This window comes from Streptomyces sp. NPDC005017 (assembly GCF_042873115.1).
Lineage (GTDB): Bacteria > Actinomycetota > Actinomycetes > Streptomycetales > Streptomycetaceae > Streptomyces.
In genome coordinates this window covers 229,815-252,462 of sequence record NZ_JBIALD010000009.1, presented here as the reverse complement: position 1 = coordinate 252,462, position 22,648 = coordinate 229,815, and the positions used below count along the sequence as shown (strand labels likewise).

Genomic DNA, 22,648 nt, shown 5'->3' with positions numbered 1-22,648 from the left:
GTGCGTGACCTGCCGTCGGGCGGCTGCGGGCTGGTTGTGGCTGGTCGCGCAGTTCCCCGCGCCCCTTTGGGCGGTGTCTGTCCGGCGCGTCGGGAGCACCGGGCCGAGCGCCGCGTGACCTGCCGTCAGGCGGCTGTCAGCCGGTTGTGGCTGGTCGCGCCCGCGCGGCGGGGCCGCGGATCGAAACAGCCCCGCGCCCCTTGGGGCGGTGCCAGGCCCCGGCGGCTTCATGATCCGTCGGCCAGCGACTGCGTGACCTGCCGTCAGCTGGCCGCGGGCCGGTCGTGGCTGGTCGCGCCCGCGCGGCGGAGCCGCGGATCGATACAGCCCCGCGCCCCTTTTGGGCGGTGTCTGCCCGGCGCGTCTGGAGCACCGGGCCGACCGGGGCGTGACCTGCCGTCAGGCGGCTGCGGGCCGGGCGCGGTGCGGGGCGGGGCGTTGGGGTGGGGCCGGGGCCGTTGTTGTGGGTTCCCTTGACCGGCAGAAACTTCCAGGATATTGGTGACTCCTCGGAAGTTTCCTTCAGCGGACCACCGCAGCCCTCCGGAAGGAGTGCACGTGCACGACACCAGCACGGGAAGCACCGCGAAACCCTCCAGACGTTCGGTCCTCGCCGCGGGCGCGGGCATCACCGCGGCCCTCACGGTCGGCACGGACGCGGTCGCCGACGAGGCGTTCGGCCCGGCGAGGCTGCGGGCCCTGATCGCCCGGATGACGGTGGAGGAGAAGGTCGGCCAGCTGTTCGTCTCCCGGGTCCACGGCCACTCCGCCACCGCCCCCGACCAGGCCGACGTCGACGCCAACGTCAGGGACTTCGGCGTCGGCACGGCCGCCGAGGTGATCGCCAAGTACCGCCTGGGCGGCGTCATCTACTTCGTGTGGGCGCACAACACCCGTGACCCGCGCCAGATCGCGGACCTGTCCAACGGCCTCCAGCGCGCCTCCCTCGGCCTCCCGCGCGGTCTGCCGCTGCTGATCTCCACCGACCAGGAGCACGGCATCGTCTGCCGGATCGGCGGTCCCGCCACGCTGTTCCCCGGCGCGATGGCGATCGGCGCGGGCGGCTCGCGCACCGACGCGCGCACCCTCGGCCGGATCGCGGGCCGGGAGCTGCGCGCGATGGGTGTCCGGCAGGACTACTCGCCGGTCGCCGACGTGAACGTCAACCCGGCCAACCCGGTGATCGGCGTACGGTCGTTCGGCGCCGACCCGGCCGCGGTGTCCCGGCTGGCGGCCGCCGAGGTGGCCGGCTACCAGCACTCCGGGGTCGCGGCGACGGCCAAGCACTTCCCCGGGCACGGCGACACCGAGGTCGACAGCCACTACGGCTTCCCGACCATCACGCACACCCGTGAGCAGTGGGAGGCGCTGGACGCCCCGCCCTTCCGGGCCGCGATCGAGGCGGGCATCGACTCGATCATGACCGCGCACATCCTGGTCCCCGCGCTGGACGACTCCGGCGACCCGGCCACCCTCTCCCGCCCGATCCTCACCGGCATCCTGCGCGAACAGCTCGGCTACGACGGGGTCGTGGTCACCGACGCGCTCGACATGGCCGGGGTACGGCAGAAGTACGGCGACGACCGCGTACCGGTGCTGGCGCTGAAGGCGGGCGTGGACCAGCTGCTCAACCCGCCCCGGCTGGACGTGGCGTGGAACGCGGTGCTGAAGGCCGTCCAGGACGGCGAGCTCACCGAGGAGCGGCTGGACGAGTCGATCCTGCGGGTGCTGCGGCTCAAGGCGCGGCTCGGACTGCTCACCGAGCCCTACGTCAGCCCCTCCGGCGTCGGCCGCGCGGTCGGCACCGAGGCCCATCTGGCGAGCGCCGACCGTATCGCCGAGCGCACCACGACCCTGCTGGTCAACGAGGGCGGTCTGCTGCCCCTGTCCCCCGGCTCGCACGGCAGGGTCCTCGTGCTCGGCGCCGACCCGGCCTCGCCCTCCGGCACCACCGGCCCGCCGACCCGTGTCCTCGCCGCCGCGCTCACCGGACTGGGTTTCACGGCCACGGCCCTGTCCACCGGCACGGCGCCCTCGGCCGCGGTGATCGACAGCGCGGTCGCGGCGGCCGCGGAGGCGGACGCGGTGGTGGTCGGCACGTACAACGTCACGGCGACCAGCACCCAGAAGACCCTGGTGGAACGCCTGTTGGCAACGGGTAGGCCGGTGGTGGCGGTCGCCGTCCGCAACCCCTACGACGTGTCCCGGCTGCCGGGCGTGCGCGCGTATCTGGCGACCTACTCCTGGACCGACGTCGAACTGCGCGCCGCCGCGCGGGTGATCGCCGGAGCGGTGGCACCGCGCGGAACCCTGCCCGTCCCGGTACAGCGCGCCGACGACCCGGCCCAGGTCCTGTACCCGATCGGCCACGGGCTGACGTACTAGGGCGCACAGAGCGTAGGCCCCGTATCTCGCGCCCCCGTCGCACCACCCGCACCGGGTGTGGACCGCCCTGCGCGTCTGGCGTGCGCCCGTCCTCGCGGGCCACGCTGGGCGGGGGTGGGCGTATGCGGGGACGACGTGTCGCGGGGCCGTGGTGCGTGCTGGCGGGGGTGGCGGTCCTTCCCAGGTCACCGAGGCGGTACGGCACCGGGCCGACCGCCCCACGACGACCACGCTGTACGTCCGGCTGGGCGGGAGGTCGCCGGCGGGCTGCGCGCGGCGGATGTGACCGTCGCGTTCACGGCCGCCCGGGAAGACCGAACGGCGGGCCCCGCAGGACCCGCCGTCGGCTCATCGTGCAGAAGGACACGGCCCGTTACGGCCGAAGCCCCCGTTCCGGCATGCGCCGGTCCAGCTTCGCGTCGAAGGACGCCAGCGGCTTCGCCTCGGCCACGGTGGTGGCGGAGAGGCCGGCCCACTTGAGGATGCTCGCCGTGGCGAGGTTCCTCTGGTCCTCGGTCAGGCCCGACACCCGGGCGCCGTGGTTGGCGCCGGGGGCGGTGAAGACGTAGGAGTCACGGGCGCCCTTGCCGAGGCGGAAGGGCTCCGCTCCCCAGGGGTCGTTCTCGCCGTAGACGAAGAGCATGTGGTTCGCGTTGTGGCGGACCCAGGTGTCGACGTCCCGCATGGCCCAGGGCTGGAAGGACATGGGGATGTCGCGCGGCACGAAGTTGCGCGGCGGCTGGTAGCCGTAGCGGACGTACCGCTTCTCGATGTGCGGGAAGTCGATCGTCGGCGCGCCGAGCTGGGTGCCCGCCTGGTAGTAGTACGGCGTGTACGGCGCCAGGCCCTGGTCGGCGTAGAAGGAGAAGCCGGAGATCGTGTCGATGGAGTTCCAGATCTCGTCGTCGGTGGCGTTGGCCGCGTCCGCCGGGATCGTGTCGCAGTCGGAGAGCAGGCTGTACTGCCAGAAGCCCCAGACGTAGTCGAGGACGACGGCCTCGTAGGCGCGGTCCAGGCTGCCGACGGTGTCGAAGGTGTAGCCGTTCTCGGCGGCGTACGCCTCGTACTTCTTCTCCAGCGGCTCACGGCGTACCAGCGCCTCGCGCTGCACCGCGTTCAGCCGGTCGCGGCACTCCTTCGTGCCGACGGAGGCGAAGAAGCGGTCGTAGGCGGAGTCCTCCTTGTTGACCACGTCGTTGGGGGCGACGTAGGCGACGACACCGTCCATGTCACGCGGGTAGAAGCGCTCGTAGTACGTGGCGGTCATACCGCCCTTGGAGCCGCCGGTGGAGATCCACTTGCGGTCGTAGAGCGGCTTGAGCGCCTTGAAGATGCGGTGCTGGTCGCTGGCGGCCTGCCAGATGTCCAGCTTGCTCCAGTCGGCCGGGGCGGGCCGGGACGGGGTGAAGTAGCGGTACTCCATGGAGACCTGGTTGCCGTCCACGATCTGGGTCGGCTCGCGGCGGCTGGGCGTCGTGGAGACGTTGTAGCCGCCGGTGTAGAAGACGGTCGGACGGCTGACGTCCTTGTGCAGCACGGTGATCCGCTGCTGGAACGTGCCCGCCCTCGGGTTCCGGTGGTCGACCGGCTGGGTGTAGTTGAGGACGAAGAAGCGGTAGCCGGTGTAGGGCTTCTCCTCGATCAGGCTCATGCCCGGGATGGACAGGAGCTGGTCCTTGACGTCGCCGGTTCCGGTGGCCTCCGGCTGGGCAGCGGTGGCCGCCCCGGCCGTGCTCAGCGTGCCGATGAACACAGCGAGCGCGAGCAGCCATCTGAGCGCCTTGCGCATGCACCCTCCCTGGGAAACATATGTGCGCCGGAAGCTATCGGAGCAACACGGTTCACACCAGGGGATGTTGAGCGGGGAGGTGCGTAAAAAGGCCATATAACGACAGGACTTGACCGGTCAGCAGAGGATCCATCCGGAACTCACCGAGGCGCCGCCCCGCGAGCCCCTGACGCGGACGCAGCGGTGTCCGGCGTAGGTGTCCACCGGGCCGATGCTGCGCGAGCGCAGGTCACCCAGTCGGGCGGCACGCAGTCCGCGCGCCTGGACGCTGACGGTCATCCAGCGCTGCGGGCCGGGGCGCTTGGCGCGGGTGACCGCGCACACCAGGCCGCCGCTCTTGTAGACGTGCACGGCACCGGTGGAGAAGGACAGCGTGCGCACCTTGCGTCCGGGGCAGTTCTCCGCGGAGGCCGCCTGGGCCGCGCCCGGCGCGCCGAGCGCGAGCAGTCCGGACGCGGTCAGCACGGCCATGCCGACGGCGAACCGCCGTCGAATCGCGCTCGTGTCCACTGTCGCCCCTCCAGCATCACGGTCCTCACCGTACTGATGTACGGACGCGGGACGTGTGCCGGATGGTTGCACGGGCCCGGGAGCCGGCGGTCACCGGCCCCCGGAGCACTGGGGCGCCCGAGCCCCCGGCTCAGCTCGTCGCGGGGACCGGCTCACCCACGAACGTCGCCCACAGCGCGGCGTAGCGGCCGCCGAGGGCGAGCAGTTCCTCGTGGGTGCCGTCCTCGGTGACCCGGCCGTGGTCCATCACCACGACCCGGTCGGCCCGCGCGGCGGTCGTCAGCCGGTGCGCGACGACGAGGGTGGTACGGCGGCCCGCGAGCCGGTCGGTCGCCTGGTTGACCTGCGCCTCGGTGGCCAGGTCCAGCGCGGCGGTCGCCTCGTCGAGCAGCAGGACGTCCGGGTCGACCAGTTCGGCGCGCGCCAGGGCGATCAGCTGCCGCTGTCCGGCGGAGAGGTTGCGGCCGCGCTCGGCCACCTCGTGGAGGTAGCCGTTCTCCAGCGTGGCGATCATCTCGTGCGCGCCGACCGCGCGGGCGGCCGCCTCCACCTCGGCGTCGCTCGCTCCGGGGCGGCCGTAGGCGATGGCGTCGCGCACGGTGCCGGGGAACAGATACGCCTCCTGCGGCACCACGCCGAGCCGGTGCCGGTACGCCGTGAGGTCCAGGCCGCGCAGGTCGGCGCCGTCGACGGTGACCCGGCCGCCGGTCGGGTCGTAGAACCGCGCGACCAGCTTGACCAGCGTCGACTTGCCCGCGCCGGTCTCGCCGACGAAGGCGACCGTCTGCCCGGCCGGGATGCGCAGGTCGATGCCGGTGAGCGCCTCCTCCGGCTCGTCGGCGGAACCGTACGCGAAGTGCACGTCCTCGAAGGCGATCTCGCCCCGCAGCGAGCGCACCTCGCGCGGCGCGTCGGCGGCCCCGGTGGAGGTCGGCTCCTGCAGCAGCTCCTGGATGCGGCCGAGGGAGACGGCGGCCTGCTGGTAGCCGTCGAAGACCTGGGAGAGCTGCTGGACGGGGGCGAAGAACAGGTCGATGTAGAGCAGGTACGCCACCAGCGCGCCCGTGGTCAGCGTGGCCTCGGCGACCCGCCCGGACCCGGCGATCAGCACGGCGGCCGCGGCGCCGGAGGACAGCAGCTGCACGAACGGGAAGTACACCGAGATCAGCCACTGGCCGTGCACACGCGCCCGGCGGTAGCTGTCGCTGCGCTCGGCGAAGTGCCGGGCGCCGTCCCGCTCGCGCCGGAAGGCCTGCACGATCCGCAGCCCGGCCACTGTCTCCTGGAGCTCGGCGTTGACCACCGACACCCGCTCACGGGCCAGCTCGTACGCCTTCACGCTCGCGCGGCGGAAGTAGTACGTGGCGACGATCAGCAGTGGCAGGCTCGCGAAGACGACGAGGGCGAGCTCGAGGTCGATCACCAGCAGGGCGACCATGATGCCGAAGAAGGTGACGAGCGAGACGAACGCGGTGACCAGGCCGGTCTGGAGGAACGTCGACAGGGCGTCCACGTCGGTGGTCATCCGGGTCATGATCCGGCCGGTCAGCTCGCGCTCGTAGTAGTCGAGCCCGAGCCGCTGGAGCTGGGCGAAGATCTTCAGCCGCAGCGCGTAGAGCACCCGCTCGCCGGTGCGGCCGGTCATCCGGGTCTCGGCGGTCTGCGCGGCCCACTGGGCCAGCACGGCGACCAGTCCGAGCAGGGAGGCGGCCCACACCGCGCCGAGCGCCGCCTCGCTGACGCCGCTGTCGATGCCGTGCCGGATCAGTACCGGCAGCAGCAGTCCGAGCCCCGCGTCCATGGCGACGAGGGCGAGGCTGATCAGCAGCGGCGGCCCGAAGCCGCGCAGCAGCCGGCGCAGGCCGTAGTGGTCCTCGGCGCTCACCGCGCGGGCCTCGTCGACCTCCGGGGTGTCGGTGGCCGGGGGCAGCGCGTCGACCTGGGCGAGCAGCTCGGGCGTGGCCGGGGTGCCGGCCAGGGCGGCGTCGCGGGGTTCGCGTTCGCCGGCCCACAGCCTCGGGGTGATGCCGCGCTCGGCGTCGAACTCGGCGTCCAGCTCGTCCCGCACGGAGGTGTCCTCGGCGGGCTCGACGGGCCTGGTGTGGCCCGGGGAGACTCCGCCGAGCTCGTCGGGGTCGGTGAGCAGCCGGCGGTAGAGCGCCGAGCGCTCCTGGAGTTCCTCGTGGGTGCCGAGGTCGGCGAGGCGGCCGCCGTCGAGGACGGCGATGCGGTCGGCGAGGTTCAGGGTGGAGCGGCGGTGGGCGATCAGCAGGGTGGTGCGGCCCTCCATGACCTCGCGCAGCGCCTCGTGGATCTCGTGCTCCACGCGGGCGTCCACGGCCGAGGTGGCGTCGTCCAGGACGAGCAGCCGGGGGTCGGTGAGGATCGCCCGGGCGAGTGCGACGCGCTGGCGCTGGCCGCCGGAGAGGGTGAGGCCGTGCTCGCCGACCTTGGTGTCGTAACCGGCGGGCAGCTCGGCGATGAAACGGTCCGCCTGGGCGGTGCGGGCGGCCTGCTCGATCTGCTCGTCGGTGGCGTCGGGGCGGCCGTAGGCGATGTTGTTGCGGACGGTGTCGGAGAAGAGGAAGGAGTCCTCGGGGACCAGGCCGATCGCGGCCCGCAGGGAGTCCTGGGTCAGCTCGCGCACATCGTGCCCGCCGATCAGGACGGCGCCGTGGGTGACGTCGTAGAAGCGCGGCAGGAGCAGGGAGACGGTGGACTTGCCGGAGCCGGAGGAGCCGACGACGGCGAGGGTCTCGCCGGGGCGGATCTCGAAGGAGAGCCCCTTGAGAACCGGGCGCTCGTCGTCGTAGCCGAACGAGACGTCGTCGAACTCGACGGTCGCGGGCGCGTCGGCGGGCAGTTCCCTGGTGCCGTCCTTGATCGACGGCTCGGTGTCGATCAGCTCCAGGACCCGCTCGCTGCCGGCGCGGGCCTGCTGGGCGACGGTGAGCACCATCGCGAGCATGCGGACCGGGCCGACGAGCTGGGCGAGGTAGGTGGAGAAGGCGACGAAGGTGCCGAGGGTGATGTTGCCGCGCACGGCCAGCCAGCCGCCGAGGGCCAGCATGGCGACCTGGCCGAGGGCGGGGACGGCCTGGAGGGCCGGGGTGTAGCGGCTGTTCAGCCGGACGGTGCGCAGCCGCCCGGCGAACAGCCTGCGCCCGACCTCGCGCAGCTTGCCGGTCTCCTGGTCCTCCTGGCCGAAGCCCTTGACCACGCGGACGCCGCTGACGGCGCCGTCGACCACGCCCGCGACGGCGGCGGCCTGGGCCTGGGCGTACCAGGTGGCGGGGTGCAGCCTGGCGCGGCTGCGCCGGGCGATCCACCACAGGGCGGGCGCGACGGCGATCGCGACGAGGGTGAGCGGGAGGGACAGCCAGGCCATCACGACCAGGGAGACGGCGAACAGCGCGAAGTTGCCGATCGTCATGGGCAGCATGAAGAGCAGGCCCTGGATCAGCTGGAGGTCGCTGGTGGCGCGGCCGACGACCTGCCCGGTCGACAGCTCGTCCTGGCGGCGGCCGTCGAGCCGGGTGATCGTCCCGAACATGTCCGTGCGCAGGTCGTGCTGGACGTCGAGCGCGAGCCGGCCGCCGTAGTAGCGGCGGACGTAGGTGAGGGCGTAGACGATCACGGCCGCGCCGACGAGGCCTCCGGCCCAGGGCGCCATGTCCCGGGTCCGGTCCCCGATGACGTCGTCGATGATCACCTTGGTGATCAGCGGCACGATCGCCATCACGGCCATGCCCAGCAGGGAGGACGCCAGGGCCAGGATCACGTCCCTCGGATACCGCCAGGCGTATCCCGCCAGTCTCCGTGCCCATCCCCGTTGCGCGTCCACGCCGGTGCCCTCCAGTCGTCCTGATCTACCGGAAGGCACCAACGCCCGGGAAAGCGGATTTCATCCCTCCGCAACAATCGGCCTCCCGGCCCTTGCGGCGGGTGAGGTGCCGGAGGCGGTCGGAGGTGTGCCGCCCGCTGGCGACGGCGGGCCCCTCGGGCCCTGCGGCAGACGGACAGATGGCGGCAGCCGGGGCCGCGGACGGCGGCCGGAGGCGGGGGCTCCGGCCGGGGCGGGCCGCCGGGGTCAGCTCGCGTGCAGGTCGCGGTGGACGACCTTGGCGATGCTCTGGATGCTGCCGATGCCGTAGTCCATCGAGCTGTTGCCGTGGGTGAGGACACTGATGAAGTAGTCGTGCCCGTTGCCCTTGAAGGCGCCGATGCTGTGCACCCGCCAGCCGTAGCTGGCACGCGACAGCCAGCCGTTCTTCAGGGCCTTGGTGACCGTGGACGGGGCGCCGTACGGGGTGCCCCAGCGCTGCGAGGACACGACCTCGCGCATCAGCTTCAGGGCGTAGGCGCGGCGGGCGTCGCTGAGGACGGTGGCGCTGGTGCCGGTGAGCAGCTTCAGCAGCCTCTGCTCGTCGGTGACGGTGATCTGGGTCAGTCCCCAGTAGCCGTCGGCGCCCGGGACGGTGTGGGTCATGCCGGCGGCGGTCAGGAAGCTCTTGATCCTCGTGACGCCGAGCTGCTTCCACAGGGTGGTCGTTGAGGCGTTGTCCGACTTGGTGATCATGTCTCTGGCCAGCGTCATCTCGCGCTCGGTGAGCCCGCGGCCCTGCTTCTGCGTGTCGTACAGCAGGGCGGCGAGGACGGTGGCCTTGACGACGCTCGCCGAGTCGTAGCGCATGGTCGGGCGCAGTGTGCAGACGGTCCTGGTGCTGCGGTCGTACACGCCGACCGCGATCGTGCCGCCGCGGGCGTTGACGGCCGCCTGGATGTCCTTCCTCAGCTTGTCGGCGAGGCCCGCCTTGGCGGACGTACAGCTGACCGTCGGGGTGGCGGCCCCGGCGGGCGCGGCGGCGACGGGTATCAGTACGCCCGCGCCCAGGGCGACGACAAGCGCTTTCGTGCGTCTGCGGTGAGTCATGCCCAGATGACTCGCGGGTTCAACGAATAGTTGTACGACGCCTACGCACTGTTGTGCGAAGCCGGTGAGGCCGACCCGGAGATTCCCACCATGTCATGCATGCGTCATCATGCGTTCATCCAACTGAGCGCATGTCCATGTCACCCTCCGGATGCCGCTCAATCAACTCGCGTAGATCGGACCCCACATGCCGACGTCACGTGTTCGCCGCCGGAAGCCGGTGGCGCTCGCCACCGCCGCGCTCCTGGCCGGCCTGACCGCCTCCGCCCTCACCGCGACCCCCGCCGCGGCGACGACCACCGCGTACGACTCGACGTACTACAAGAACGCGATCGGCAAGACCGGTACGAGCCTGAAGTCGTCGCTGAACACCATCATCAGCAGCCAGACCAAGCTGTCGTACTCGGCGCTCTGGGAGGCCCTGAAGGTCACCGACCAGGACCCCGGCAACAGCAGCAACGTGAAGCTGCTCTACTCGGGCATATCCCGCAGCAAGTCGCTCAACGGCGGCAACACCGGCAACTGGAACCGTGAGCACGTGTGGGCCCAGTCCCACGGCGACTTCGGCACCTCCGCCGGGCCCGGCACGGACCTGCACCACATCCGGCCGGAGGACGTCACCGTCAACGCCCGGCGCGGCAACCTGGACTTCGACAACGGCGGCAGCAGCTTCACCAACAGCGGCGGCAGCCTGATGGACTCCGACTCCTTCGAGCCGCGCGACGCGGTCAAGGGCGACGTGGCCCGCATGATCCTCTACATGGCCGTCCGCTACGAGGGCACCGACGGCTGGCCCAACCTGGAGCCCAAGGACGCGGTGAACACCGGTGGCACGCCGTACCACGGCCGCCTCTCCGTCCTGAAGGCCTGGAACGACGAGGACCCGCCGGACGCCTTCGAGGAGCGCCGCAACCAGGTCATCTACGACACGTACCAGCACAACCGGAACCCGTTCATCGACCACCCGGAGTGGGTCGAGGCGATCTGGTAGGACACGAACCGACCTGCCGCCTCGCCAAGCTGACGGCCACTGGCACCGGCACTTCGGCGGCGACTCCGCGACCTCCACGGCGAGGTCGGCCGGGGACTACGTCGACGTGCGCCGAGCCGTCGGCCGGGCGCGATCCGGCAGGCCCGGTACGCACTTGAGCCGCCCCCGGCGCGGGCATGATGGCCCCGACGACGGCTGGACGGGGGCGGCTCATGAGCGGGGATTCGCGGTTCAGACGGAGAGTGGGGTTCTGGCTGGAGGACTGGCTGGATCTCGGTGAAGCGCTCGCCGAACTCTTCACGTCCCGACGCGGATTGGTGGTCATCGGCGACCTGGCCCTGCTGCTGTGCGCCGTACTCGGACTCGTCCACTTCTGGTCCCGTCCCGTGACGCTCGCCGGGTACGCCGTCCTCCAGGCGGCGTGCCTGGCCTGCCAGGCGGTGGCCCTGTTCCCGGTCGCGTGGCCGGGTCGCGGGGCCACCCGCGGCGACGTCAAGGAGATCTCGGAGACCCACGAGGGCGCGACCCTCATGCTGGTGTGCGGCACCTGGATCTTCTGGTACATCCCCGCCCTGCCGATCCTGACCCACGTCACGGGCGACGTCGACAGCCACCCGGTCGTCGCCGACATGGCTTCGGGATTCGCCCTGATGATGGCCTGCGTGCCGGGCCTGATGGCGGGGGTCGCCCTGTCCCACCGGGCCGGCCTACGGGTGGCCGGCGACAGTCCGGGCCCGCCGGGCGCCTCCGACGGGCCGGACTTCGGGGACGTGGACACGGGGGGCGGGGATTTCGGCGACTGAGGCCGCGAGGCCCCGGGCGTCAGGGCGGTGGCGCCTCGATGCCGACGTCGGCGTCATCCTGACGGTCAGGCCCGAGGTCGAGGTCGAGCTCGTCATGATGACCGCGGGCAGGCTCGGGCAGGCGGGCGCCCCGGCTCTCGGCGACCCGCCGGACGTCCGTCAGCGCCTCGTGCATGCGGGCGAGCATGTAGCGGAGCTGGTCGGGGGTCGCCCGGCGATCGGCCAGCAGGTCGGCGGCGTGGCCGAGCAGATCACCGGCCATCCCGAGCTGCACGGACTCGATGGTGTCCGCCACGCGCGAGAGATAGCCGGTCCCGTCGGTGACGAGATAACAGGGCTTGCCCTCCGTCCCGGCCCAGGGCAGCAGGCGCGCGTCGCTCACCTGGTCACCTCGGCACGGGGCCAGCCGCACGAGCCCATCCCGATGCCGGGCACGGCCCGCACCGGCTGCGGAGGCCGGAAACCGGTGTGAAGGACGGTCGGCCCGGCGGCCCTGCGGCGGCGCCACCGCTTCAGCCACGGACGGAACAGAACGGCGATACGGTGACCCATGTCGTCGACCCCTAGGGAAAGTTGATGACCACGCCCCCGGACCGGTCGGACGGTCGCGGGGGTCTTCGCTTTGTGTAGCGATCCACTCACAGAGTGAGAGGTGCCGGGTTAGCCTCGCCAGGGGGTCGGATGTGACCAGGCATTTGTCACAAGGGAGTTGGCCATGACCAACACGTACGGTGACTGGCTCAGGCAGCAGCGCGAGACGGCGGGGCTGACGCAGCAGCAGCTCGCCGACATGGCGGTCATGACGCGTTCGCACATCGCGCACATCGAGGCGGGCCGCCGGGTGCCGTCCCGCGAGGACGCGCGGCGGCTGGATGGGGCGCTGAACACGGGGGATGTGTTGAGCAGCTTTCTGCCGCAGGACCAGGCAGCCGTGGAGGACTACTTCGAGTCCGCCCGACAGCTCGAACAACAGGCAACGGCGATCCGCGAGTTCGCACCCACCTTCGTGCCCGGCATCTTGCAGACGCACGGGTACGCGCGGGCCCTCCTGAGCGTCGGATACCCCCCGGCGAGTGAAAGGGAATGTGACAGGCTCGTTGTCACACGCCTCGAGCGCTCGAAAATCCTCAGCGACCCGGTGACGCCCGTGGTGTGGGCACTGCTGGACGAGGCCGTTCTACGACGCCCTGTCGGCGGCCCGGAGGTCATGGCCGAGCAGCTCATGCACATCGTCCGCCTCGGCGAGGCCGGACGGGTACGCACCCACGTCATGCCGTACCGCGTGGGCGCATACCAGGTCCTGAACAGCATGCTGACGCTGATGTGGTTCGAGGACCAGCCGCCGGTGGCCTACTCCGAGGGCCTCCAGATCGGTAAGGTCCACGACTCCCCCGCCATCGTCGAACGCCTCCAGGGCGCCTACCATCTCGCATTGAGCGACGCGTTGCCGCTGCAAGAGTCACTCGCCCTGCTGAAGGCGACAGCGAAGGACTACGGACACCATGACTGAGCACACAATCCCGAGTGCGGCCATATTGAGCGGTTGGCGCAAGTCGTCCTACAGCGGCACCGAAGCGAACAGCTGCCTCGAAGTCCTGGACGGCTACCACTCCGGCATCCCCGTCCGCGACTCCAAGCACCCCCACGGCCCGGCGCTGGTCTTCTCCCCCGCCGACTGGGCGAGCTTCGTCGCGGCGGTGAAGGACAGCGCGTTCAGCTCGGGCGCGTAGCAGTGCTGCGGTGCTCCGCGACGGCGATCAGGGCGAGCGTCACCGCGATCACCGCGCAGCCCGTCATCACGGGCGTGACGAAGCCGGGAACGGCCGCCGCGTAGGAACCACCCGACGACAGACGGCAGTCGAGGGCGGGTGGCAGATAGGACACGCGGTACTCGTTCACCTGCCCGTACAGCGACGGGTTCGCGTCCAGGCAGGCCTGGGCGGTGCCGCTCTCGTCGAGGAAGAGCGAGACCAGGCCCCAGACGTAGGCGATCGCGGCGAGCGCTCCGGTAAGTGCGGCGCCACGGCGCGCCACGACTGCCGGGCCGCCCCCGCCGATCGCCGAGAAGCCGTATCCGACGAGACCGAAGGCGGTCACGGCGCCGACGACGACGCCGATCAGCAGGGGCAGGAAGGAGGGATACGAGGCGGTCATGGCACCACCTCACCCGCCGACGAGCTGCGGGACAAGGTTTCCGGTCGGCGCAAGTCCTCCTACCGACTCCCTGGAGCCCGATCCACGACTTCGGAGCACAGCCCCGTGGGGATCGACTGCTCAGCCCAGATGCGTAGGCGCGAACATCCGCAGCACGGCGGGGAGTACGACCACCGACGGCCCCGGCGCGGTCAGGGCCTTCGACAGGTCGGCCTCCAGGGTCTCGGGGGTGGTGCGGACGCCCGGTACGCCGAAGGACTCCGCCAGGGCGACGAAGTCGGGACGGGACAGTTCCGTGCCCGTCGCCTCGCCGAAGGAGTCCGTCATGTACTCGCGCAGGATGCCGTAGCCCCCGTCGTCGACGATCAGCCAGGTCACCGGCAGCTCGTGCTGCTTCGCGGTCGCCAGCTCGGCGATCGAGTACAGGGCGCCGCCGTCGCCGGAGACGGCGAGGACCGGGCGGGTGGGATCGGCGACCGCCGCGCCGAGGGCCGCGGGGAAGCCGTAGCCGAGGCCGCCCGCGCCCTGGGCGGAGTGCATCAGGTTGGGGCCCTTGGCGTCGAAGGCGGACCAGGCCCAGTACGCCAGGATCGTCATGTCCCAGAAGGACGGGGAGTCTGCGGGGAGGGCCCGGCGTACGGACGCCAGCAGCTCCTGCTCCAGGGTGAGTTCCTGGGCGGCGATGCGGTCGCGGACCTTCGTCAGGACCGTGCGGACCCGCTCCGGGGCCGTGGGGTCCTCCCGGCGCGACACCGTCTCCAGCAGGGCCTGGAGCGCGAGGCGCGCGTCCGCGTGGATGCCGAGCGCCGGGTGGTTGGACTCCAGCTTGCCGAGGTCGGCCTCGATCTGGACGACCCGGCCGCGGGGCCTGAACGTGTGGTAGTTCGAGGAGAGTTCGCCGAGGCCCGAGCCGACCACCAGCAGGACGTCCGCGTCCTCCAGGAAGTCCGTGGTGTGGCGGTCCTCGATCCAGGACTGGAGGGACAGCGGGTGGGTCCAGGGGAAGGCGCCCTTGCCGCCGGGCGTGGTGACGACCGGAGCCTGGAGGGTCTCCGCCAGTCTCCTCAGCTTGCCCGAGGCGTCCGCGCGTACCACTCCGCCGCCCGCGATGACCGCGGGACGCTCGGCGGTGGAGAGCCAGTGGGCGGCGAGGGCGGTGAGTTCGGGGCGCGGCGGGAGTTCCTCGGGGAAGGCGTCGCCGCCCGTGACGACCGGGATCGCGGTCGGGCCCAGCAGGACGTCCTGCGGGATCTCCACCCACACCGGGCCGTGCGGGGCGGTCAGCGCCGACTTCCAGGCGGCCTCGATCGCGGAGGGAATCTGCGACTGGGTGCGGACCGTGTGGACCGACTTGACCACGCCCCGGAACGAGGCGGCCTGGTCGGGGAGTTCGTGGAGGTAGCCGTGACGGCCGCCGCCGAGGCCCGCCGTCGGGATCTGGCTGCTGATCGCGAGGACCGGGGCCGAGGCCGCCGCCGCCTCCTGGAGGGCTGCCAGGGACGTCAGCGCGCCGGGACCGGTCGACAGCAGCAGGGGCGCCGCCTCGCCCGTGACCCTGCCGTACGCGTCCGCCGCGAAGCCCGCGTTGTTCTCGATCCTCAGGCCCACATAGCGCAGGGACGAGCGGCGCAGCGCGTCGAACATCCCCAGCGCGTGCTGCCCGGGCAGGCCGAACACGGTGGTCGCACCGAGTCCGGCCAGTGTCTCCACGACCAGGTCTCCGCCGCGCCGGCCGGGCGGCGGGTTCAGCGCGGCCTCGGTCTGGGCGGCCGTCGGGCGGAGAACCAGGTCGTGGTCGTGAGTCACTTCGAGCGAGCCTCGGCAATCTGGCGGGACATGATGGTGGTCAGTTCGTAGGCCGTGTGCGAGGCCGCCACCGACGTGATCTCCGCGTGGTCGTACGCGGGGGCCACCTCGACGACGTCCGCGGAGACCAGGTTGCACGATGCCAGACCGCGCAGGATCTCCAGAAGCTCGCGGGAGGTCATTCCGCCGGCCTCCGGCGTGCCCGTGCCGGGCGCGTGGGCCGGGTCGAGGCAGTCGATGTCGATGGAGATGTACAGCGGGCGGTCGCCGATGCGCTGGCGCAGCTGGTCGGCGACCTCGTCGGCGCCGCGGCGGTAGATGTCGGCGGAGGTGACGATGCCGAAGCCCATCTTCTCGTCGTCCGTGAGGTCCTGCTTGCCGTACAGCGGGCCGCGGGTGCCGACGTGGGAGAGCGCCTCGGTGTCGAGGATGCCCTCCTCCACCGCGCGGCGGAACGGCGTGCCGTGGGTGTACTCGGCGCCGAAGTAGGTGTCCCAGGTGTCCAGGTGGGCGTCGAAGTGCAGCAGGGCGACCGGGCCGTGCTTCTTCGCCATCGAACGCAGCAGGGGCAGCGCGATGGTGTGGTCACCGCCGAGGGTCATCAGGCGGGCGCCGGTGCCGAGCAGGTCGTCGGCGGCGGCCTCGATGGTCTCCACGGCCTCGTGGATGTTGAACGGGTTCACGGCGATGTCGCCGCCGTCCGCTACCTGGGCGAGGGCGAAGGGGGAGGCGTCCTGCGCCGGGTTGTAGGGGCGCAGCAGCCGGGAGGCCTCGCGGATGGCGTTGCCGCCGAAGCGGGCGCCGGGCCGGTACGAGACGCCGGAGTCGAACGGCACGCCCACCACGGCGACGTCGGCGGTGCCGACCTCGTCCAGGCGGGGCAGCCGCGCGAAGGTCGCGGGACCGGCGTACCGCGGGATGCGCGAGGAGTCGACGGGGCCGCGGGGCGTCTCGCTGCTGCTCATGGTCAGATGCCTTCTTTCCTGCGCTTCATACGCTTACCTGCGCTTCATACGCGTACCTGCGCTTCATGCGCTTCCTCGCGTATGTACTGCTTTCATACGACTCTACGGGGCTCGCCGACCCGGTCCCACCGTGGCCGCGGCCGCCCGCGCGCGATCGACAGTAGGTGGCAGGGCGGCGGCTGCGAAGAGTACGTTTCATCCATTCGAGCCGTACGGGATGGAGGAAACGCACACCATGCCGGAGCCGGCCGTCCCGCCCACGCCACCCGTGCCCCTCACCGCCCTGCTGGCCCGTGAGGACCTGGGTCTGCGCCAGATCGCCGGGCCCTCGGAGCCGGGTGCCGTCGTCCACTGGGCGCACACCTCGGAGATGGCCGACCCGTACCCGTATCTGCTGGGCGGGGAGCTGCTGCTGACGGCGGGCGTGCACGTCCCGGCGGCCGCGGACCCCGGGGACTACTTCGACGCGTATGTGTCCCGGATCGTCGCCGCGGGCGGCGCGGCCCTCGGCTTCGGGCTGGTGCCCGTGCACGACACCGTGCCGCGGGCCCTGGTCGCGGCCTGCGACCGGTACGGGCTGCCGCTGCTGGAGGTGCCGCCGCGGACCACGTTCTCCGGGATCGCGCGGGCCGTGTGGCAGCTGATGGCGCGGGCCCGCACGGCCGAGCTGCGCCGGGTCACCGAGGCCCAGCAGTCCCTGGCGGCCGCCGCGGCCCGCCCCGACCCGGTGCCGTCGGTGCTGCGGCAGCTCGCCCGGCGGGTCGCGGGGCGGGCGGTGCTCCTCGGCCCGGAGGGCACGGAGATCGCCTCGGCCGGGCGGGCGCCGGGGCCCGGTACGGACGCGGCCCTGGCGGAGCTGGCCGGGACGCTCCTCGCGCGCTCCTCCGCGAGCGCCAGCGACACCTTCGCCGGGGCCCACCTGACCGCTTACGCGCTCGGCGCCGAGCCCGGGTTCGTGCTCGCCGTGGCGGCGCCCCGGCGTGATCCCGGAGACCACACCATCGCCTCGGTCGCCGCCGTGCTGCTCACGCTGCTGACCGGCGAGCAGCAGAGCGGCACGGGCGCGGCCCGCTCCTCCGCCCTCGTCCGGCTGCTGCTGGGCGCCGCGCCCGGCGAGGTGGCGGGGCTGCTCGGCGGCGGGCCGTGGCGGGTGGCGCACGCCCGCCCGGAGGGGCCCGGCGCGGTCGACCCGGTGGCCGCGTCCGCGCTCGGGGCGGCGCTGGGCTCCCCGCTGGTGGACCTGGGCGAGGAGGTCGTCCGGGTACTGCTGCCCGCCGGGCGTGAGCCCGGACCGCAGCCGGGGTGGACGCTCGGGGTGAGCGCCGCCGTCGGGCCGGCCGAGTGGCAGGCCGCCGACACCCAGGCCGCCCGCGCCCTGGCCCGCGCCCGCGCCACCCGGGAGGCCCTGGTCCGGCACGGCACCCGCGGCGGGCTGGCCGGCCTGGTGCCCCGGGCGGACGCCGAGAGCTGGGCGGCCACGCTGCTCGCCCCGCTCGCGGACAGCCCGGCCCTGGTGGAGACACTGCGCACCTGGCTGTCCCTGCACGGCAGTTGGGACCGCACGGCGGTCGCCCTGTCCGTGCACCGCAACACCGTGCGCCAGCGCGTCGGGCGGTGCGCGGCCCTGCTCGGCACGGACCTGGACGACCCCGACGTGCGGATGGAGCTGTGGTTCGCGCTGCGGCAGGAGCACTGATGTGACAGGGGTGTCACAGGGCGAAGTGACGCATGTCCCAGCGTGCGGGACGGCCGGGACCGGCGGGGAGGTCTGCCTCACAATGGGGACCATGCCGATACCCGGGACTCCCAGCCGCGACGAGCTCGTCGAACACCTCGTCAGAACCCGTATCGCGGGCGATGTCGCCACCCCGCGCGAGAACAACCTCTCCCACTACCGCCAGCTCGCCAACGGCGTCCGCAACTTCTGGCTCGGCCTGGAGCTGGGCGACCGCTGGACCGACGAGCAGGACGTGCTCGCGGTGATGGCGGAGCGCTGCGGCGTCAACGACGACCCCGAGTACCGCTACGGCCAGGACACCATCGACCCGGAGCTGACCGTCGACGCCCTGGACCGGCTGGCGGCGCGGCTGCGCAAGGCGGCCGAGGACCGTCAGCGCGTGCTGTTCGCCACCGGTCACCCGGGCGGTCTGCTCGACGTCCACCGCGCGACCGCCGCCGCCCTGCGCGCGGCGGGCTGCGAGATCGTCGTCATCCCCGACGGGCTCCAGACCGACGAGGGCTACGTCATGCAGTTCGCGGACGTAGCCGTGCTGGAGCACGGTGCCACGCTCTGGCACACCCACTCCGGCGAACCCATGCGCGCCATCCTGACCGCCCTGGAGCGCGAGGGCCGTCCGCTGCCCGACCTGGTGGTCGCCGACCACGGCTGGGCGGGCTACGCCGGTCAGCACGGCGTCGACTCCGTCGGCTACGCCGACTGCAACGACCCGGCCCTCTTCCTCGCCGAGTCCGAGGGCACCGTCCAGGTGACGGTGCCGCTCGACGACCATGTGGTCAGTCCGCGCTACTACGACCCGATGACGGCGTACCTGCTGGCGGCGGCGGGCCTGGACTGACCTCCGGGGCCCGCCGTCCCGGGGCCCTAGGCGAAGTCCGCCCGGTGCGCGGCGGCCCACTGCGTGAAGCTCCGCGGCGGGGCGCCGGTCACCTTCTCCACGGTCGGGTACACCTGGGACTCGTCCAGGGTGCCGTCGGCGTAGAAGCCGAAGAAGGCGTGGATGTACGCCTCCGGCACCCCGGCGGCCGCCATGTCCGCCCGGCCCTCCTCGTCCGACAGGGCGTGGAAGCGCAGATCGCGGCCGAGCGCCTCGGCGAGCAGGGCCAGCCGCTCGGCGGGCAGCAGCGGCTCGGGACCGCTGAGCGGATGGACGCGCTCCTCGTGCCCGGGGTCGAGCAGGGCCCGCACGGCCACGGCCGCGATGTCGTACGGGTCGACGGAGGCCACCGGGACCGTGCCGAAGGAGTCGCGGACGACGTCGCCCGCGCGCAGTTGCGGCAGCCAGCGCAGCGCGTTGGACATGAACGCGTTGGGCCGCAGGAACGTCCAGGCCAGCCCGGACTCCCGGACCGCGGTCTCGGAGGCGATCATGTACTCCGAGACGGCGTTGCGGGTGTCGGTGGCGACGGTGGCGAGGCTGGACAGCAGCACCACCCGCTCCACCCCGGCCCGCCTCATCCGGGCCAGCAGACCGGGCATGTCCTGGTAGCCGGGCAGCAGGAAGACGCCCCGTACGCCGTCGAGGGCGGGTTCGAGGGACTCGGGCCGGTTCAGGTCGCCGACGGCCTGCCCGCCCGGCAGGCCCTCGACCGGGCGGCGCACGAGCGGGCGAACCGGCTCCCCGGCGCGGGCGAGGGCGCGGACGACCTCGCCGCCGACGTTTCCGGTGGCTCCGGTGACGAGAATCAACGCAGGGTCCTTCCGAAGTGCGCGGCCACGGCGTCGACGGCGATCGTGACCTGGGGTTCCCGGTCGTAGAAGTCGAACTGGGTGCCCTCGGTCCACAGGATGTCCCGGGGCCCGGCGAGGCCCGCGTGGAAGCGGCGCGCCCCCTCGGGGATCGCGGCGTCCTCGCTGTGCACCAGCAGGGTGGGCCGGTCGATCCGGGGGGCGAGGGCGATCGAGTCGTACGTGAGCCAGTCCTGCCAGGCCATCACGGCGAACCGGTTGGGCCAGGCGGGGATGCCGCCGCGCCCGGGGTTGAGGTAGAAGTCGATGTCGTACGGCATGGCCGCCCGCTCGTCGGTGGCGGAGACTACGGGCACGTACTCGGTCTCGCCGGTGTCGTCGTGGCGGACGCGGGCCTCCTGGCCGGCCTTGATCTTCTCGGCGACGGCCTCCGCGCCGCCGTACGCGGCCTCGCAGACCGCCGCGTCGTGCAGCCACGGGGCCACCAGGGCCAGGGCACCGACCCTGGGGTCCTGGGCCGTGGTGTCGGCCATGTACATGGCCGCCGCGCAGATGCCGAGGGCGCCCAGCCGGCCGCCGTCGACCCGCGGGTGGCCGGCCAGGAAGGTCAGCGCGTGGCGGATGTCGCGGACCTTGCGTGCCGGGTTCTCCACGTCCCTGGGCTCGCCCCCGGACTCGCCGAAGCCGGTGAAGTCGAAGGACAGGGCCGCGTAGCCGCGCCCGGCCAGTCGCTCGGCGTAGCGGTCGGCCATGAGCTCCTTGACGCTGGTCCAGGTCCCGGCGACCACGACCGCGGGCAGCGGGCCGCCGTCACCGCCTTCGGTGCCCTCGGGCAGGAACAGGTTGCCGGTCAGGGTGACGCCCTCGCTGTCGAAGGTGACCCTGTTCTTGCGTGTCATGCGTACTCCAGGGTGGCTCGCGTGATCGGTCCGTCGGTGCTGCCGAAGTGGCCCCGCCTCATCGCTCCCCGTCGCTCCACAGCGCGGTCATCACCACGGCGGTGATGCGCCAGCCGGCGCCGGTGCGGGCCAGGTCGAAGCGGTAGGTGCCGTGCAGTGTCCACACGGAGGTGTCGGGCTTGCGGTGCGAGGCCTGGAACGCGGCCGTGCACACGGCGGTGTCGCCGTCGAGCGTGACCAGGTGGTTCGTGAGGAGGTGGTGGGTCGCGGTGTACACCCCGAGCGCGTCCCGCCAGCCCTCGGCGATCTGCCCAGGGGCGAGGGTGACGGGCTCGCCTCCGTCGAGGCTCGTGTAGTCCAGGGTCACCTTGTCCGCGAACACCCCGGGCAGCAGCCCCCACTCACGCCGGTCGGCGTGCCAGGCCATGCGGGTACAGGTGTCGATGACGTCGAAACGATCCATACGGATCATGCTGTCGCCCCAGCCCCGCGCCGAGGGAGAGGCACAGGATGCAACTTCGGGTGCAGGAACCTGCACGGGTGCCTCCGGCGGCGGGGGGGGGTGAGCCGACGCCGCGTGCAGCGGGCGCCCGCACGGGTCCGCGAGGGACCCGCCGGACCGGGCACCCGCGGGTGGCGCACGGGGCCCGGCCCCACCGGACCAGGACTCCGCGCCGGGCACGCGGGGGCGTGTACCGGGACACCTCACAGGCCCGCGAGGACCCGCCGGACCGGGCACCCGCAGATGCCCGTACAGGGACCGCGAGGCCCCGCCGGACCAGGACCCCGCGCCGGGCTCTACCGGGCTGCCGGGCTGCCAGGAAGGGGGCGACGCCCGGGACGCCGGTGGAACGCCAGGAACGAGGGCGCGCACCGGGCACGCGCATGACCCCGCGGTGAGCGAGAACCCGACCCGGGGAGGCGGGTGCGCCCCGCCAGGCGCGCAGGTCCGCGACCGGAACACGGGTGCCGCGTCGGGCCCCGGGACCCGCGCCGCACGCGGACCCGCCCCGGAACCGCTCGGCTCACAGCCAGCCGCGCTCCGTCGCCCGTACCGCCGCCTGGAAGCGGGTGTTCGCGCCCAGGCGGGTCATGAGGTCGGCGACGTGGGCGCGGAACTTGCGGACGGAGATGTTCAGGGAACGGGCCGCCGCCTCGTCGGTGCGGTGTGTGGTGAGGGAGTGCAGGACCTGCTGCTCGATGGGGGTGAGGGGCTGGTCGTCCAGGTCGCGGGCCCGGTTCCACAGGCCCTCGAACACGTCGTCGAGCAGGGCGACCAGGCCGGGCTGGCGGATCTGCACGGCACCGGTCCCGGGGCTGCCCGTCGGGTCGGCCTGGACGAAGGCGACGGCGTGGTTGACGACCGCCAGACGGCGCAGGCGCTCGGTGGCCACCCGGTGCAGATCGCCCAGGGCGTGCATGCGCCGGGCGTGGTCCAGCTGCTCGGGGTAGATCAGGGCGTGGGCGGAGAACACGGTGCGGCTGCGCAGGCCGCGGGCCAGCAGCCGGGCGAAGGGCTCGGACCGGTGGCCCGGCTCCGCGTCGTGGGCGAGAACCTTGACGCGGGCGAACTCACCGGGCTCGGCGGCCAGCAGCGCACGGATGCGCCGGGTGACCTCCCGCCCGTCCGCCAGATGCTCGACCATCTGCACCCGCCGCCCGCTGCGCTGCTCCTCGGCCAGTTCGGTGAGCACGTCCCAGACCGCGTTGAGCTCGGTGAACTGGCGCTGGGCGTGCTCCAGCCGCCGTCGTACCAGCGCGTCGACCGCGAGCGCCGGGGCGACGGCGGTCAGCTCGCCCTCCAGCAGTCCCAGCGCGCCGAGCTCGGCGGCCGTGCGCCGCACGTCGGGCACGCCGAGCTCCGCCGCGGCGGTGTACGGGTCGGCACCCGGGTTGCGTAACAGATAGCGGTACAGGCGTTCCTGCTTGTCGGTCAGGCCCAGGCCGACCAGGCTCATCGTCCCCTCCCCACAGTGGATACGGGGA

The 22,648-nt window shown here is 72.6% G+C and carries 19 protein-coding genes; 7 read left to right on the top strand and 12 right to left on the bottom strand.

What is annotated here, in order from left to right; genetic code table 11:
• Nucleotides 1-558 precede the first annotated feature (558 nt).
• A complete protein-coding gene (locus ACFYR0_RS16700; RefSeq protein ID WP_389327643.1) occupies nucleotides 559-2,385 on the top strand; it encodes a glycoside hydrolase family 3 protein in 1,827 nt (608 codons plus the stop codon).
• A gap of 373 nt (nucleotides 2,386-2,758) precedes the next feature.
• Here ACFYR0_RS16700 and ACFYR0_RS16695 read toward each other — a convergent pair whose 3' ends face one another.
• The 4 genes from ACFYR0_RS16695 to ACFYR0_RS16680 form a co-directional block, all read right to left on the bottom strand.
• Entirely contained in the window at nucleotides 2,759-4,174 is a 1,416-nt protein-coding gene (locus tag ACFYR0_RS16695; RefSeq protein WP_389327640.1) for a S28 family serine protease, read from the bottom strand.
• A 117-nt stretch (nucleotides 4,175-4,291) separates the two neighbouring features.
• On the bottom strand, nucleotides 4,292-4,684 hold the full coding sequence (locus ACFYR0_RS16690) for a hypothetical protein (protein WP_389327637.1): 393 nt from the start codon (nucleotides 4,682-4,684) through the stop codon (nucleotides 4,292-4,294).
• 130 nt (nucleotides 4,685-4,814) lie between these two features.
• On the bottom strand, nucleotides 4,815-8,528 hold the full coding sequence (locus ACFYR0_RS16685; RefSeq protein WP_389327634.1) for an ABC transporter ATP-binding protein: 3,714 nt from the start codon (nucleotides 8,526-8,528) through the stop codon (nucleotides 4,815-4,817).
• 246 nt (nucleotides 8,529-8,774) lie between these two features.
• Nucleotides 8,775-9,617: a serine hydrolase gene (locus tag ACFYR0_RS16680; protein ID WP_389327631.1), complete on the bottom strand. Its 843-nt coding sequence runs from the start codon at nucleotides 9,615-9,617 to the stop codon at nucleotides 8,775-8,777.
• Nucleotides 9,618-9,804: 187 nt separating this feature from the next.
• On the opposite strand from ACFYR0_RS16680, the gene ACFYR0_RS16675 reads away from it, so the two are divergent.
• On the top strand, nucleotides 9,805-10,608 hold the full coding sequence (locus ACFYR0_RS16675) for an endonuclease I family protein (RefSeq protein ID WP_389327628.1): 804 nt from the start codon (nucleotides 9,805-9,807) through the stop codon (nucleotides 10,606-10,608).
• Nucleotides 10,609-10,820: 212 nt separating this feature from the next.
• A complete protein-coding gene (locus ACFYR0_RS16670) occupies nucleotides 10,821-11,411 on the top strand; it encodes a hypothetical protein (RefSeq protein WP_389327625.1) in 591 nt (196 codons plus the stop codon).
• Between the two features lie 19 nt (nucleotides 11,412-11,430).
• Here the strand turns inward: ACFYR0_RS16670 and ACFYR0_RS16665 are convergent, their stop codons facing one another.
• The gene (locus ACFYR0_RS16665; RefSeq protein WP_389327622.1) at nucleotides 11,431-11,793 is read right to left on the bottom strand and encodes a hypothetical protein; all 363 of its coding nucleotides are present in this window, start codon (nucleotides 11,791-11,793) and stop codon (nucleotides 11,431-11,433) included.
• 333 nt (nucleotides 11,794-12,126) lie between these two features.
• Between ACFYR0_RS16665 and ACFYR0_RS16660 the strand changes: the two genes are divergently transcribed.
• On the top strand, nucleotides 12,127-12,921 hold the full coding sequence (locus tag ACFYR0_RS16660; RefSeq protein WP_389327619.1) for a Scr1 family TA system antitoxin-like transcriptional regulator: 795 nt from the start codon (nucleotides 12,127-12,129) through the stop codon (nucleotides 12,919-12,921).
• Nucleotides 12,914-13,141, top strand: coding sequence for a DUF397 domain-containing protein (locus ACFYR0_RS16655; protein ID WP_389327616.1), 228 nt, complete (start codon nucleotides 12,914-12,916; stop codon nucleotides 13,139-13,141). Before ACFYR0_RS16660 ends, ACFYR0_RS16655 begins: the two co-directional genes overlap by 8 nt.
• Here the strand turns inward: ACFYR0_RS16655 and ACFYR0_RS16650 are convergent.
• From ACFYR0_RS16650 to speB, 3 genes are all read right to left on the bottom strand, one after another.
• Nucleotides 13,125-13,565 carry a hypothetical protein gene (locus ACFYR0_RS16650; RefSeq protein ID WP_389327613.1) on the bottom strand — a complete coding sequence of 147 codons (441 nt, stop codon included), beginning with the start codon at nucleotides 13,563-13,565 and terminating at the stop codon, nucleotides 13,125-13,127. The genes ACFYR0_RS16655 and ACFYR0_RS16650 overlap by 17 nt on opposite strands.
• Nucleotides 13,566-13,685: 120 nt before the next feature.
• Nucleotides 13,686-15,371 (bottom strand): thiamine pyrophosphate-binding protein, encoded by a 1,686-nt coding sequence (locus ACFYR0_RS16645; RefSeq protein ID WP_389327610.1) that lies wholly within the window; start codon nucleotides 15,369-15,371, stop codon nucleotides 13,686-13,688.
• Nucleotides 15,368-16,336, bottom strand: coding sequence for an agmatinase (speB, locus tag ACFYR0_RS16640; RefSeq protein WP_389327608.1), 969 nt, complete (start codon nucleotides 16,334-16,336; stop codon nucleotides 15,368-15,370). The genes ACFYR0_RS16645 and speB overlap by 4 nt, the downstream gene beginning before the upstream one ends.
• A 235-nt stretch (nucleotides 16,337-16,571) precedes the next feature.
• Here speB and ACFYR0_RS16635 point away from each other — a divergent pair, with 235 nt between their 5' ends.
• Nucleotides 16,572-18,032, top strand: coding sequence for a PucR family transcriptional regulator ligand-binding domain-containing protein (locus tag ACFYR0_RS16635; protein ID WP_389327605.1), 1,461 nt, complete (start codon nucleotides 16,572-16,574; stop codon nucleotides 18,030-18,032).
• Between the two features lie 91 nt (nucleotides 18,033-18,123).
• The gene (locus ACFYR0_RS16630) at nucleotides 18,124-18,912 is read left to right on the top strand and encodes a phosphatase (protein ID WP_389327602.1); all 789 of its coding nucleotides are present in this window, start codon (nucleotides 18,124-18,126) and stop codon (nucleotides 18,910-18,912) included.
• A gap of 26 nt (nucleotides 18,913-18,938) precedes the next feature.
• Here the strand turns inward: ACFYR0_RS16630 and ACFYR0_RS16625 are convergent, their stop codons facing one another.
• The 4 genes from ACFYR0_RS16625 to ACFYR0_RS16610 form a co-directional block, all read right to left on the bottom strand.
• The gene (locus ACFYR0_RS16625; protein ID WP_389327599.1) at nucleotides 18,939-19,763 is read right to left on the bottom strand and encodes an NAD(P)H-binding protein; all 825 of its coding nucleotides are present in this window, start codon (nucleotides 19,761-19,763) and stop codon (nucleotides 18,939-18,941) included.
• Nucleotides 19,760-20,662: an alpha/beta hydrolase gene (locus ACFYR0_RS16620; protein WP_389327596.1), complete on the bottom strand. Its 903-nt coding sequence runs from the start codon at nucleotides 20,660-20,662 to the stop codon at nucleotides 19,760-19,762. The genes ACFYR0_RS16625 and ACFYR0_RS16620 overlap by 4 nt, the downstream gene beginning before the upstream one ends.
• Before the next feature lie 58 nt (nucleotides 20,663-20,720).
• Complete coding sequence (locus ACFYR0_RS16615) at nucleotides 20,721-21,125, bottom strand: nuclear transport factor 2 family protein (protein ID WP_389327593.1); 405 nt, start codon at nucleotides 21,123-21,125, stop codon at nucleotides 20,721-20,723.
• 562 nt (nucleotides 21,126-21,687) lie between these two features.
• A complete protein-coding gene (locus ACFYR0_RS16610; RefSeq protein WP_389327591.1) occupies nucleotides 21,688-22,620 on the bottom strand; it encodes a LuxR C-terminal-related transcriptional regulator in 933 nt (310 codons plus the stop codon).
• Nucleotides 22,621-22,648: the final 28 nt, after the last annotated feature.

Coding starts and splice junctions, on each gene's coding strand:
- ACFYR0_RS16695 (WP_389327640.1), bottom strand. CDS start 4,174: ATGCGCAAGGCGCTCAGATGGCTGCTCGCGCTCGCTGTGTTCATCGGC.
- ACFYR0_RS16680 (WP_389327631.1), bottom strand. CDS start 9,617: ATGACTCACCGCAGACGCACGAAAGCGCTTGTCGTCGCCCTGGGCGCG.
- ACFYR0_RS16675 (WP_389327628.1), top strand. CDS start 9,805: ATGCCGACGTCACGTGTTCGCCGCCGGAAGCCGGTGGCGCTCGCCACC.
- ACFYR0_RS16670 (WP_389327625.1), top strand. CDS start 10,821: ATGAGCGGGGATTCGCGGTTCAGACGGAGAGTGGGGTTCTGGCTGGAG.
- ACFYR0_RS16660 (WP_389327619.1), top strand. CDS start 12,127: ATGACCAACACGTACGGTGACTGGCTCAGGCAGCAGCGCGAGACGGCG.
- ACFYR0_RS16655 (WP_389327616.1), top strand. CDS start 12,914: ATGACTGAGCACACAATCCCGAGTGCGGCCATATTGAGCGGTTGGCGC.
- ACFYR0_RS16650 (WP_389327613.1), bottom strand. CDS start 13,565: ATGACCGCCTCGTATCCCTCCTTCCTGCCCCTGCTGATCGGCGTCGTC.
- speB (WP_389327608.1), bottom strand. CDS start 16,336: ATGAGCAGCAGCGAGACGCCCCGCGGCCCCGTCGACTCCTCGCGCATC.
- ACFYR0_RS16635 (WP_389327605.1), top strand. CDS start 16,572: ATGCCGGAGCCGGCCGTCCCGCCCACGCCACCCGTGCCCCTCACCGCC.
- ACFYR0_RS16630 (WP_389327602.1), top strand. CDS start 18,124: ATGCCGATACCCGGGACTCCCAGCCGCGACGAGCTCGTCGAACACCTC.
- ACFYR0_RS16620 (WP_389327596.1), bottom strand. CDS start 20,662: ATGACACGCAAGAACAGGGTCACCTTCGACAGCGAGGGCGTCACCCTG.
- ACFYR0_RS16615 (WP_389327593.1), bottom strand. CDS start 21,125: ATGGATCGTTTCGACGTCATCGACACCTGTACCCGCATGGCCTGGCAC.
- ACFYR0_RS16610 (WP_389327591.1), bottom strand. CDS start 22,620: ATGAGCCTGGTCGGCCTGGGCCTGACCGACAAGCAGGAACGCCTGTAC.